This window comes from Polynucleobacter sp. es-GGE-1, assembly GCF_018882005.1.
Taxonomy (GTDB): Bacteria; Pseudomonadota; Gammaproteobacteria; order Burkholderiales; family Burkholderiaceae; genus Polynucleobacter.
This window is the reverse complement of the sequence record NZ_JACVPE010000001.1, coordinates 1-11,958: the sequence shown is the minus strand read 5'-3', so window position 1 is coordinate 11,958 and position 11,958 is coordinate 1. Positions and strand designations below refer to the sequence as shown.

General features: G+C 42.5%; 18 protein-coding genes. 12 read left to right on the top strand and 6 right to left on the bottom strand.

The window, feature by feature from the left end:
• Nucleotides 1–278: 278 nt before the first annotated feature.
• The 5 genes from ICN35_RS00090 to ICN35_RS00070 all read right to left on the bottom strand — a co-directional run bounded on the left by ICN35_RS00090 (nt 279) and on the right by ICN35_RS00070 (nt 4,051).
• Complete coding sequence (locus ICN35_RS00090; protein WP_216123344.1) at nt 279–974, bottom strand: hypothetical protein; 696 nt, start codon at nt 972–974, stop codon at nt 279–281.
• A gap of 83 nt (nt 975–1,057) precedes the next feature.
• Nucleotides 1,058–2,422 (bottom strand): carbohydrate porin, encoded by a 1,365-nt coding sequence (locus ICN35_RS00085; RefSeq protein WP_255535631.1) that lies wholly within the window; start codon nt 2,420–2,422, stop codon nt 1,058–1,060.
• Between the two features lie 546 nt (nt 2,423–2,968).
• Complete coding sequence (locus tag ICN35_RS00080) at nt 2,969–3,316, bottom strand: DUF3024 domain-containing protein (RefSeq protein ID WP_216123337.1); 348 nt, start codon at nt 3,314–3,316, stop codon at nt 2,969–2,971.
• 103 nt (nt 3,317–3,419) lie between these two features.
• Entirely contained in the window at nt 3,420–3,731 is a 312-nt protein-coding gene (locus ICN35_RS00075; RefSeq protein WP_370623372.1) for a helix-turn-helix domain-containing protein, read from the bottom strand.
• Entirely contained in the window at nt 3,728–4,051 is a 324-nt protein-coding gene (locus ICN35_RS00070) for a type II toxin-antitoxin system RelE/ParE family toxin (protein WP_216123336.1), read from the bottom strand. The genes ICN35_RS00075 and ICN35_RS00070 overlap by 4 nt, the downstream gene beginning before the upstream one ends.
• A gap of 197 nt (nt 4,052–4,248) precedes the next feature.
• Here ICN35_RS00070 and ICN35_RS00065 point away from each other — a divergent pair, with 197 nt between their 5' ends.
• The 9 genes from ICN35_RS00065 to ICN35_RS00025 all read left to right on the top strand — a co-directional run bounded on the left by ICN35_RS00065 (nt 4,249) and on the right by ICN35_RS00025 (nt 9,303).
• A complete protein-coding gene (locus tag ICN35_RS00065) occupies nt 4,249–4,803 on the top strand; it encodes an outer membrane protein (protein WP_216123335.1) in 555 nt (184 codons plus the stop codon).
• 156 nt (nt 4,804–4,959) lie between these two features.
• Entirely contained in the window at nt 4,960–5,202 is a 243-nt protein-coding gene (locus tag ICN35_RS00060) for a type II toxin-antitoxin system Phd/YefM family antitoxin (protein ID WP_216123334.1), read from the top strand.
• Complete coding sequence (locus ICN35_RS00055) at nt 5,196–5,462, top strand: Txe/YoeB family addiction module toxin (protein ID WP_216123333.1); 267 nt, start codon at nt 5,196–5,198, stop codon at nt 5,460–5,462. Before ICN35_RS00060 ends, ICN35_RS00055 begins: the two co-directional genes overlap by 7 nt.
• 162 nt (nt 5,463–5,624) lie before the next feature.
• Complete coding sequence (locus ICN35_RS00050; protein WP_216123332.1) at nt 5,625–6,581, top strand: sodium-dependent bicarbonate transport family permease; 957 nt, start codon at nt 5,625–5,627, stop codon at nt 6,579–6,581.
• 207 nt (nt 6,582–6,788) lie between these two features.
• Nucleotides 6,789–7,004 (top strand): BrnA antitoxin family protein, encoded by a 216-nt coding sequence (locus ICN35_RS00045; RefSeq protein ID WP_228385080.1) that lies wholly within the window; start codon nt 6,789–6,791, stop codon nt 7,002–7,004.
• 150 nt (nt 7,005–7,154) lie between these two features.
• On the top strand, nt 7,155–7,601 hold the full coding sequence (locus ICN35_RS00040) for a GNAT family N-acetyltransferase (RefSeq protein ID WP_216123330.1): 447 nt from the start codon (nt 7,155–7,157) through the stop codon (nt 7,599–7,601).
• Nucleotides 7,602–7,716: 115 nt separating this feature from the next.
• Nucleotides 7,717–8,400 (top strand): glutathione S-transferase family protein, encoded by a 684-nt coding sequence (locus ICN35_RS00035; RefSeq protein ID WP_216123328.1) that lies wholly within the window; start codon nt 7,717–7,719, stop codon nt 8,398–8,400.
• A 19-nt stretch (nt 8,401–8,419) separates the two neighbouring features.
• Nucleotides 8,420–8,809: a tautomerase family protein gene (locus tag ICN35_RS00030; protein ID WP_215319311.1), complete on the top strand. Its 390-nt coding sequence runs from the start codon at nt 8,420–8,422 to the stop codon at nt 8,807–8,809.
• Nucleotides 8,810–8,895: 86 nt separating this feature from the next.
• Nucleotides 8,896–9,303 (top strand): cupin domain-containing protein, encoded by a 408-nt coding sequence (locus ICN35_RS00025; RefSeq protein WP_216123325.1) that lies wholly within the window; start codon nt 8,896–8,898, stop codon nt 9,301–9,303.
• A gap of 55 nt (nt 9,304–9,358) precedes the next feature.
• Here ICN35_RS00025 and ICN35_RS00020 read toward each other — a convergent pair whose 3' ends face one another.
• On the bottom strand, nt 9,359–9,931 hold the full coding sequence (locus ICN35_RS00020) for a hypothetical protein (protein WP_255535626.1): 573 nt from the start codon (nt 9,929–9,931) through the stop codon (nt 9,359–9,361).
• Nucleotides 9,932–10,002: 71 nt separating this feature from the next.
• Here ICN35_RS00020 and ICN35_RS00015 point away from each other — a divergent pair, with 71 nt between their 5' ends.
• The 3 genes from ICN35_RS00015 to ICN35_RS00005 all read left to right on the top strand — a co-directional run bounded on the left by ICN35_RS00015 (nt 10,003) and on the right by ICN35_RS00005 (nt 11,763).
• Nucleotides 10,003–10,356, top strand: a complete 354-nt coding sequence (locus ICN35_RS00015; RefSeq protein WP_216123323.1) for a winged helix DNA-binding protein — start codon at nt 10,003–10,005, stop codon at nt 10,354–10,356.
• A gap of 126 nt (nt 10,357–10,482) precedes the next feature.
• Nucleotides 10,483–11,097: a histidine phosphatase family protein gene (locus ICN35_RS00010; protein WP_251372064.1), complete on the top strand. Its 615-nt coding sequence runs from the start codon at nt 10,483–10,485 to the stop codon at nt 11,095–11,097.
• 141 nt (nt 11,098–11,238) lie between these two features.
• On the top strand, nt 11,239–11,763 hold the full coding sequence (locus ICN35_RS00005; RefSeq protein WP_251372063.1) for a superoxide dismutase family protein: 525 nt from the start codon (nt 11,239–11,241) through the stop codon (nt 11,761–11,763).
• Nucleotides 11,764–11,958 lie beyond the last annotated feature (195 nt).

Below are 11,958 nucleotides of genomic sequence, written 5' to 3'. Positions count from 1 at the left end.
TTTTGATTACGCTCAGGTTTTTTTGCGCACGATTTGTCTCTGGGGGCGTAACCACTTGAAATCCTAGCGAAAGCGGTCTATCGGAGGATATTTGAAAATCCTTGTGTCGGTGGTTCGATTCCGCCCCGGGCCACCAAGAATCTCTATAGCCCACTTGTTGGGCTATTTTCTTTTGGGTTGGACCCCTTAGTCTCAGATATCCCCATCATGAACTGTCCTTTTAAAGGACAAATCGAATTTTCATCCCTGTATCGGTAATGTCGTTTAAAACGACATCACTAATTAAAGCTCAGTGAGGCTATGAGTTTAATCACCCAATTGTCACTATTAGCCGTGACACCTTTACCAATACCAAAGTTAAACGATGACTTGCCATGCTTGGCATCCATGACCAGATAGGCAGTATGGGGCTGTTGAGAGATGTTGTATAAACTTTTATTAGGCAGGTTATCTCCGTAGTACTCCATACCAACATCAACGGCATGCGTTAGCTCATAAGCCACTTTAGCTGACGGCGAAAATGTAGCTGAGCTATTTTTATTTAATGTCACATCAACGCTTGGGTTGATGGTAAATCTCCAGTCTTGAAGTTGAAGTGCCAAGATAGGAGTTAATTCATAAAAGGTAGTTTCTGTCCCGCCTACATCTTTGATGTAATTAATCTCATTCTTCACCCCGTAGTGCCATAAGCCCTCCTCATCATGAGTTGGAATATACATATGACTTATCTTGCCACCGTTAACATAGCTCACGCCGTTGTAGTTGCTCAAGTAGATGTTGGCACCAATCTCACTTTTTTCAGTAATACCATAGCCATACTCAAGCCTAGTTTGAAAGACATTTGACTTTAGGCCTTGGGACGCCGGAGCTTGAAATAAGTTTGTTTCTACTTCAAAAGCAGATTCTTGATATTCTGCAATGAGCTCGTCGTGAACCTTAATCTCAAAAGGTGCCGCAAATACAATGCTACTCAAGCAAAGCAAATAAGGCGCTAACTTGAGGGGCTTAAGTGAATATCGCAAAAGAGACATGTCGGCACTATAAAGGATCAATGCGATTACATTTCAATATGGGCTCTTAATCCATAGAAATTGACTGGCCCACGATCTGCGTTGTATCCAGGATTTGCGATACGCTGATAGTCGGCAGATAGCGACAGACTCTTATAAACATTCCAGCTGTAGAAAGTTTCAAAGATTTGTTCTTTCTTATAGTTGAGTCTGCCATCGCCAATGAACATCGTTACACCACCTTTTTGTAGGTAGCTAATTTGTTGTGATGAGATTCCATTGAGTGCCGCACCAATTCCAATAGTGTCTTGTGGTCTTCCCCAGCCAGCACCTTTAATGGATAGGCCGCCAGATAATGAATTGCTGATATCTGTAAATGCTTGCGTTTCAGTTTGGCCATTATTCCAACTCCACCTTCCAAAGGCGCCAATATTTTCTGTAATTGCTTGCTCGCCATTTAATGCGTAGCCCCATTTAGTTTGATACCCATATCGTGTGCTTAAGATGTCTGGAGTGGTATTGCTCTGTTGGCCAAAATTCATCGCATTGTTATAGGTAGACATGATTCCGCGATTTTGAAAGACTAGAACTCGAGCCTTACCAGCTTGTCCATTAATCGTATGAAGGTGAGTTATCTCGGCTGTATTGCCGTACTGCTGTGTGAGGTCATAGTCTAGGGCTAATGAATTTGGTGACTTGGGCATAGCCAATCGAGCTAGGCGCATCACCCATTCTTCATCATGGTAATACTCGCCTACAAAGCCATAGGTGTAGCCACGAGAGTTGGCGGCATAGTCATAAGCACCGCTGGCCATGAGCGACCAGTTTAAAAACTGTGTGCGAGGATCATGGCTATAGGCATTGGCATCAAAGAAATCTAATGCCGAGAATGTTCCGTATGACACTACAAGGCGACGTTTATCTACATTACCTGCTAACTGATTAGCAACACCTTCGATATGCTCTTGTCCGCCACCAAAGCCAAAGGTCTGGCGTAAAAACATTCTTGCCATGTAATAGATTGGTGGAATTGCCGTTCCTTTTTGTAGCTCACCATTACTAAACCCACCCAATCCGCTGAGACCAGAAAAGGGAATGCCTTCAAACATCTCAGGGTTGATATAGGCTTCAGCACCCTCCCATAGCCTCGTTCCTAAAAATGCTGTGGCCGAGAAGGTATAGCTTTTAGAGATATCGCCATCAGATTTATTTAAAAGACTCTTAGATCCGTAATAGGGAGAATTGAAGTTATTTTTAAATTGATTGATGTAGGTTGCTTGCCCATGAACACTCCATTGCTCTGATGCACTTTCGAGAGCGACTGGACTGTCGATGGTGGGAGCGCTACTGACGGGTGACTCAGCTAAAACGATTGGGGTATCGCTTACGGGGGACTCGGCATAGACAGGCAAAGATAGCCCAACCAAGCAAAGGGAGCTAACTAGGCTGAAAAAGGCTGTGTGGTTGGTGCTAAATGAGAAAAACATCTTAAATGCCAAACATGCTTAATGAGAATCGTTCTCATCTTAGCATATAATTGAGAATGAATCTCAATTGGAGAGATTGGGATTCTATGTCGTTTAAAACGACATTAGTAGACACTATGGTGATTGACTGGTGCAGTGATGGCAACACAATCTATACGCACAGAAAAATTGCCCCTCGCAAGATTCTGATTTCATTGCCAAATTTGACCGACACAAGGACGCATAATTTTTTGACAAGTCGAGACTGGTGACTCAAGCCCTTGAAATCAAAGCAAAAGCGGTCTATCGGAGGATATTTGAAAATCCTTGTGTTGGTAGTTCGATTCAGCCCCGGGCCACCAAGATTCAAAAAGAGAGCTTCTGGCTCTCTTTTTTCATTTGAAAGTTAGCATCGACACTATAAATCTTGTTTTTTATTCTAGAGTAGCTAATAGTCAAGGCCATGCAACTAGGGTGACTAACCTAAGCTTGTTATCCAAAGAAGCAGCCATATTGATCGGTATCAATAACTTGTAGTGCCGCATTGAGATCTTTTGAGATTGGATTTGGCTCATAGGCTTGCCATTTTCCGCTGGCTCGCATCCAATAAATATGCCACAGAGCCTCAGACTGTATATACCGAAATTTTACAAACGGTCGTCGAGTTAACTCTCCTGGTTTTCCACGCCACAAAGGGCGAACTTCAAAAACACTTACAGCCTGGCCATCGATTTCGTAATCGTAATCAAGATCTTTTTTGATTTCAAGTGGAGCCAGAAGCAGACACCACTGCCCGACCAAATAGTCAATATCCCCTAGCTGTTCAATGCTAAATGCCATATCTGATTAGTTATCCCAGAAAGTAAAACTGATCAATCAATTTTATTTCAAACATAGCCATTATGAATTATGGGTGAAATGATTACAGTGGATATAGACGTCCTCAGACTAAATGAAGCTCAACTCTCTTGCCCAAGGCCGCCGCGTACTTTCTTAGGGTAGTTAGGCTTGGGGAATGTTTGCCGGTAGCCAGAGAGCTTTCTAATCTAGCAATAGCTGGGGTTTGCGTTCCCATCTTTTTTGCCACTTGAGCTTGCGTTAATCCAGCCTCTTTCCTTGCCGTAAGAATCTCATCAAGAATAGCAAATTCAGTGCGATCAAGTTCTTTGACTGCGGCTTTTACAGCGGGCTTTTTAAGCATTTTGCTTATCATTTGTTTATGGGTAAGCATTTTTGTTTTCTTCTGTGTTGTCATTTTTTCCACTCCTTCATACGTGCTTTCGCAATCTTTAATTCTTTCTCAGGCGTCTTTTGAGTCTTCTTAATAAAGCTATGGAGCATCATTATTTCTTTCTCCACCATCGTACAAAAGAAAACTCGGGCGATACCTTCAGCCCCTTTCAGTCTTAATTCAAATAAGCCGCCTCCAAATGAATCCGTATGAGGCAAGCCTAAATTCGGCCCATGCTCAATCATTCGAGTGGTCAATCCAATATAGCGAGCTTGAAGCGTGTCGGGAAGATTCATAATGTCTTCTTGAACCTGCTCGCTGTAATAAAAGATGGAATAGCTCATCCGTGTATGTTAACAAATTTGTTAACATTGAGCAAGAGTAAATTGTCTTTTAAAGCAACAGTCTAGAGACGGAATTAAACATCCTAGGCCCTGGTCGATTCCGCCCCGGGCCACCAAGAAACACCAAAACCACCTTCGGGTGGTTTTTTCATTTCCCCGTTGATAGAATCTAGCAAATACTAAAATAAAGGGAAGCAATGAAAAAGGTGGCAATCTTGCTATGGATGCTATTAAGTCCAGCGGCCTTTGCTCAATCACAAAACTTTGAAGGTTTTGGTTTGTCAATTGATTACTCATTAAATTCCATTACAGACAAATCTACACCGGGCGATTCAGCTACCAGTAGAAGCGGCGTTCCTAGCATTACCGCTGATGCTTATAGGGCAATCAATGATCAATGGTTGATTGGAGCATATGGTTCATACGATTTAGGCACCACAGATACTTCTGGCACAGATCCAGATGCCCAGCATCCAATTGAAGCTGGCGGAAAAGTGGGTTACGCATTTACAGAAAAATTAATGGCCTATGTCAAGCTTGGCTACTCCTGGTCTAAGTATTCATCTCCTGGCTACTATCAATGGATTAATGGGCCTAGTTACGGCATCGGCGCCGAGTATTTGTTGACCAAAAACCTATTTACAAGGGTTGAGGTGTCTCAACAAAACTACAAGACTGTTTACTGGAGTGATGGCTCTAGCGATAAGGTCAATATCAATGCTTACGGCATCTCTTTGGGCTGGAGATTCTAGGACTAGACATCCTCAGCCCTGGTTGATTCCGCCCCGGGCCACCAAACTCAAATAATGCCCTGCTCCGTGCGGGGCATTTTCTTTTGGTCGAGTGGATGAGATGGTCACTTGACAAAGCGTACGCTTTTGCGTACTATAATGAAAAGGAGTGAAATCATGACCACATTAACCGCAAGTGAAGCTCGCGCAGGTCTCTACCGTTTAATTGATCAAGCGGCAGAGTCACACAAGCCAGTAGTCATTTCTGGTAAGCGAGCAAATGCTGTTTTAGTTTCTGAAGAAGATTGGAGCGCTATTCAGGAGACGCTTTATCTATTGGCGATTCCTGGAATGCGTGAGTCAATTAAAGACGCTATGGCTGAGCCTATTACTAAAAGTAAAAGGGCATTGAAGTGGTAACTTGGAATTTAACTTATTCCAAATATGCCATTAAGGATGCTAAAAAACTATCTGCCGCAGGCCTTAAAGATAAAGCCCAGGCTTTACTGGATATTTTAGAAGTAGACCCTCTCCAAAATCCGCCGCCTTATGAGAAGTTAGTTGGTGTTTTAAAAGGGGCTTACTCACGCAGAATTAATATTCAACATCGCTTAGTTTATGAAATTTTGCGCAAGGAGAAGACGGTTCGAATCTTAAGAATGTGGACTCACTATGAATAAAGTAGGCATTAGTCTAAGGCAGAGTGAGGCGTCCTGGGCCCTGGTCGATTCCGCCCCTGGCCACCAAGAAACACCAAAACCACCTTTGGGTGGTTTTTTCATTTAGTCCTCAGACTATATGGGGCTAATACAAGAAGTTCCAAAATTACCTAATATGTTGATATGAGTGATTTTTTAGACCCAGCAATTCTCTTCTTTGTCTTTGGTGCTTTTGCTGGTGCTGTGAAATCCAATCTAGAAATTCCTCAGCCCATTGCTAGATTTTTATCGTTATATCTTTTAATGGCTTTAGGTTTAAAGGGCGGTTTTGCACTTCATAAATCAGGCTTTACGCTTGAGATTGGCTTGGCCCTTGGCTTAGCAATATTTCTAGCAATCATCATTCCGTTGATGGGCTATTTAGTTCTCAGAACTAAGCTCAATAACTACGATGCTGCCGCTATTGCTGCTACTTATGGTTCGGTGAGCGCGGTTACTTTTATTACTGCAACCCAAGCGCTTGATCAATATGGCATTGCCTTTGGTGGACATATGGCCGCCGCCATGGCTTTGATGGAATCCCCAGCAATTATTCTGGCAATCTTATTGGCAAACAAAGCGAGGGCATCAGCTATAAACTCAAAGCAGTCTGTAGGTATGTCCAAGATTCTTCACGAATCGTTTACAGATGGCGCACAGCTTCTTTTGTTGGGTTCGATGATCGTTGGTTTGGTGAGTGGTGATGCTGGTCAAAAAATAATGGCGCCATTTTCAATCGATTTATTCAAAGGAATGCTCGCCTTCTTCCTGCTTGATATGGGCTTGATGGCTGCTAAGAACTTTGAGGGGTTAAAAGACAAGCCGCCCATTACTTTGTTTTACGCAATTGGAGCGCCTTTGGTTCACGCCTCTATCGCATTGGGGCTATGTAAATTGCTGGGCTTGCCACTGGGCGATACCGTTTTGTTAATGGTGCTTGCCGCGAGCGCCTCTTATATTGCTGTTCCAGCTGTATTAAGGCATGCACTTCCCGAAGTAAATCCTGCTTTATATATGGGGATGTCATTGGGCATTACCTTCCCCTTCAATATCATCTTGGGAATTCCACTTTACGCGTATGTTGCTAGGCTCACTTATTAAGTAGGATCAAACATCCTCAGCCCTGGTCGATTCCGCCCCGGGCTACCAAGATTTAAATAATGCCCTGCTTCGTGCGGGGCATTTTCTTTTGGTCGGGGGGACTTGCTACATTAAATTATTATTTGTTCTTGTACATATGACTTCACTAAGATTTGAATTGGGGCCTCGTAAGGCAACCCCTAAAGAGTCAAAAGCTTATTAAAGGTGATGAAGATGCGTAAAGAATATGATTTCTCAAAAGCCCGTAAAAATCCATATGCTTCCATGCTCAAGAAGCCCATAACTATTAGATTGGATGAGGATTCAGTGAGCTACTTCAAATCTGTATCAGAAGAGGTGGGCATTCCTTACCAAAGCCTCATTAATCTTTATTTGAGAGATTGCGCCGCTTCGCATAAGAAATTGAACCTTAGCTGGAAGTAGTCTAGATGTAGTATGAGAATCTCCTGAGGTCTTGGTCGATTCGGCCCCGAGCCACCAAGAAACTGAATAGCCCACTTGTTGAGCTATTTTTATTTGGTCTGGCGGATGAGGTTCCGTTAGTTAGGATCACAAGCCCATTAAAATTGACCAATGAAATTAACTAAGGCTATCCACTCTGATGTTCCCGAACTCGTTGAGTTGTTAAAGACCCTGTTTGAGCAAGAGGCAGAGTTCGAGCCTAATTCAGAAGCTCAAAGAAAAGCCCTTAGTAAAATCATTCTGGATCCAAAGATTGGCATTGTTTTGGTTGCTACAGATGATGAAAAAATATTAGGAATGATTAACCTACTGTTTACAGAATCAACTGCTCTAGGCTCCAAAGTAGGAATTCTTGAAGATATGGTTGTTCAATCTACATCCAGAGGCGAGAGCATTGGTTCTCAATTAATCGACTATGCGATTAGCGAAGCCAAAAAAGAGTGCTGTAAGCGAATTACTCTATTAACTGATATTGAAAATACTAAAGCCCAGTCTTTTTATCAAAAGAAAGGTTTTGTGAAATCCAAGATGACGCCCTATAGGCTTTTACTAGATTAGATATCCTCAGCCCCGATCGATTCCACCTCAAGCCACCAAGAAACACAAAGACCACCTTCGGGTGGTTTTTCATTTGTGGGTATTATTAAAAGAGACTGACTTCTAGGAATAAAAAATGCTTAAGCTCTACTATCACCCATCACCCAATCCAGCGAAAGTAGCTCTGTATTTAGAAGAGACCAATACGCCTTACGAAATTATTGTGACCGATACCCGCAAGGGCGATCAACACAAACCAGAGTTTAGAGCAATCAATCCCAATGGAAAGACGCCTGCTTTAGTTGATGGCGATATTAAGGTGTTTGATAGCAATGCCATCATGCTGTACTTAGGCGAAAAGATCGGCAAGTTCATGCCAGCAAATACCCCACAAGCACATGCTGAGCTGTATTCATGGCTTATGTTTGTTGCTACCGGCATTGGACCGTATTGTGGGCAAGCTGTTCACTTCAAACACTTTGCTCCAGAGCCAAAAGAATATGCGGTCAATCGCTATGACTTTGAAGCATGGCGTCACTGGTTATTAATTGAAGAGCGCCTATCTAAACAGCCTTATATGCTCAGTGAATACAGTATTGTGGATATGTCTGTTTGGGGCTGGGCTAGGGTAATTCCTTTTGTATTGGGCGAAGGTGCTTGGGAAAAGTTGCCTAGTGTGAAGCGATTGTTAGATGAAATTAACGCCAAGCCAAGCGCTCAGGCTGTTGAAGCTATTAAGACTAAATTTACTTTCAAGACAGAAGTTGATGAAGAGTCCAGAAAGAATCTTTTTCCAAGTAATGAGCGGCTCAAGAAATAAAAATCAAGGAGATATTTAGATGCCATTTGTCAGAATCGATTTAAGTAAAAAACATCCAGAAGGTTTTGCCCAACAAGTAGGCGAAATTGTTTATCAAGTGATGACGGCGCATATTAATGTGCCTAAAGATGATAAGTTTCAAGTTATTACTAAGCACGAAAGTCAAGAGCTAATCGCACCTAAAAGTTATCTAGGCATTGAGTATTCTGAAGACATTATTTTTATTCAGGTGACTTTAAATGAGGGTAGAACTACTGAGCTGAAAAAAAAGTTCTACAAAGCCATATGTGAAGGCTTGGTTGAAAGACTTAAAGTTAGACCTCAAGACATTGTCATCAATTTGATTGAGGTGAATAAAGAAAACTGGTCATTTGGTAATGGTGAGATGCAATACGCCCCCAAAGATTAGCTATTCTAGGGCCTAGTAGTCTCATATATCCTCACATAGAATCGGTTTACGATACGATATTTACATCAATTTAATAGGGACCGAAAATGAAACTAGCAAAATGGCTTGGGCTGGGTTTGTCGATCAGTTTTTTTATGGCCCACTTTGCGTTCGCGCAGACGCAGACTGACGAGTTGCGACCAAAACGTACGGTACTTCAAAAATCGGATGTGGGTAGCACCGGAAGAGAGGCCACTTTGCAGATTGTTGAGTTTCCAGCTGGCGCCGCTGAAGTTCCTCATACCCATCCTGGCGAATTAGTGGGCTATATATTAGAGGGTTCTGTAGATTTAATGGTTGAAGGAAAACCGATGGCCTCTTTGAAAGAAGGCGATGGTTTTATTATTGAAGGCGGTAAAGTGCATGCTGCAAAGAATACGGCTAAAGGAATCACCAAATTATTGGCAACCGTGATCTTGGAAAAAGGTAAGCCAACTTCGGCCCCTGCCAAATAAGACTTAGTCAGAAATCTTAGATTATCTCCAGCATGAAGCGTTCTTTAAAAGGGTGCTACTCAATCAAGTTATCTCTGCCTAGCCTTCCCTTAACTAAGTCAATCCCATATTTAATAACGGCCACAAACAATATTGAGCCTGCAATATCTCCGCAGAACATGGCAATGAAATGATTCCAACTGCCAGAATCTAGACCCATTATCACAAACCAAAGTTGATGTAGGCCTGAACTCAGGAATGAATATGCAACGATTATCACCAAGAGCTGTCCTAATGAAATGTTACTAAGATCGGGCTGAACTTTGAGGTTGCGAATGACAAAGTGCCTACCTAGTAGAGGCGCTACTCCGCAAATAATCGCAATACCAACTGTAGAAGTTATACCGTATTCATAAAAACCAATGTAGTTAATTAAGAGTGAAGCAATGGCTAGGCCAATAGCGCCAGAGTAATCTAATATTAGAGTGATAAAAATACGAATGCCTGCAGGGAGAAAAATCCAATTAACCCCCCTGGCATCTTCAAGTGGTGCCGTGATGGCTTGATTGAAATAAAAGAATGCCATATACAGAGCGGCGCTAAGGATGATTTCGAAGAGAAATTGGCTAGAAGCCTTGAAAATAGACATTAAATGATTATGAATTTAATTAGTGCATAGCATAGTGGTGTTTACCCTTCGGGGGGGGTAGAATTGAGATTATGATAGCTATTAACCCTTCAGCCTATATTCGTTTTTTAAATTGCTTAGATGGCCTTGATCATATGAATCCAGGCAAGAAACTAGATGCAACCGAAGAGCAACTTCTGAACAAGATTACCTTGGCTGCCACTCAAGGCAAGGAGCTTTTGGTGGGCGATTTAATTTCCTTAAGTGAGCTAGGCTCACAAGCGACGCTCCACGGACGTATTAAGAATTTAGTCGCCATGGGTTATGTAAAGCTCAATGAAGATAAGACTGATGGGCGCAAAAAATTTGTGATTCCTACGACAAAAGCGATTAAGCATTATGAGCATTTATCTGCCTGTCTAGAAAAAGCTCTAAAGAGTGGTTAAGCTGGATTAGAGATCCTTGGCTCTCGCTGATTCCGATCCGGGTTACCAAGAACTCAATAATGCCCCGCTTTATGCGGGGCATTATCTTTTGGTCTGGCAGGATTGATGGTCATCGATTAGGATGGTATGGCTGACTTGCAAAATGACAAAATTTTTATGAATCGTATTAATCGAACCATTACTACATGCATTATTTTACTGAGCAGTCTTTGTATTGCTCAGCAAGTAATGGCTGCTCTGGCAAATGATTTGCAGGATGGTCAGCATGTGCTGTTAATGAGGCACGCCGATGCTCCTGGCTATGGAGATCCTACTGGGTATGTCATTGGCCAGTGTTCCACTCAGCGTAACTTAGATGATTACGGTAAAAGACAAGCTAAGGCAATAGGGGTGTGGTTAGCTAGCCAAGGTATTCAAAAGGCAGACGTGTTTAGCAGTCCATGGTGCAGATGTTTGGATACAGCAACCCTTCTTAATAAAGGTCCAATAAAAATTGAACCATCACTCGGCTCATTTTTTGACAATATGAGCCTAGAAAAGAAGCAAACCAAAGAATTGGAGGAGCTCATTAAAAGCGAGCTGTCTAGGCAATCTAAGGCGCCACTCATTCTGGTAACACACCATGTCAATATTCAGGCCTTCACTGGCAAAGTAGTTGGGGTGGGTGATATGGTTTTGGTGAAGGTGAATAAAAACGGAGAACATCTTTCCCATGCGATTTATCCCAGTCCCAAGCCCTGAGGACAGAGTTTGATACCGTCCACCCTTAAATAAATGAATTAATAAGACTACTTTGAAAGAGGTCTTTTTTGATTTAATGGTATTTTTGTGAGAATCAGGCAAGATCTAGCTTGCAGCAATATAAACAAAAGGAGACAGGTAATGATTAAAGGGATTTCTTTAACAATGGGCGCGCTTGCTGTTATGTCTTTGGTGGCTTGCCAATCCATGGAGCATGGAACCGGCCAAAAAGCATCGGCCACCCTGGATTCACGTTCTGGATCAAATACAAAAGGTACGGTTAACTTTGTTTGGCAAGGACATGATGTTTTGGTAACCGGGAACTTTTCCGGATTAAAGCCAAATGCTGAGCAAGGATTTCATGTTCATGAAAAAGGAGATTGCTCTGCTCCTGATGCAACCAGTGCAGGCGGACACTTTAATCCAGACACAAAGTCACATGGTATGCCTGGAAGCGGCTCAAATCATGCTGGAGATATGCCAAATATTAAATCGGACGCCAATGGCAATGCAGTGTATTCGGCAAAGTTAAGTGGGTTTGCAGTTAATAGTGGTCCTACTGGAATATTGGGAAGATCAGTTGTTGTTCATCGCGACCCTGATGATTACAAATCACAGCCAGCGGGTAACTCAGGCCCCAGAATTGCCTGCGGTCTAATTAAGTAAGGTAGAGCATTCAAGGCTTCGATCGATTCTGCTTGGAGCCGCTAAGAAACACTAAAGCCACCCTCTGAACTGACCCCCAAAAGTTGGACGCTATGTCCAACCAAGGGGGTTTTGTTTTATGAGCAAGTACAGCAAGCAGTTCAAGCTAAAGGTGGTTAAAGAGTTTCTAAAGTTTGGCGGTCTTAAGCGGGTAGG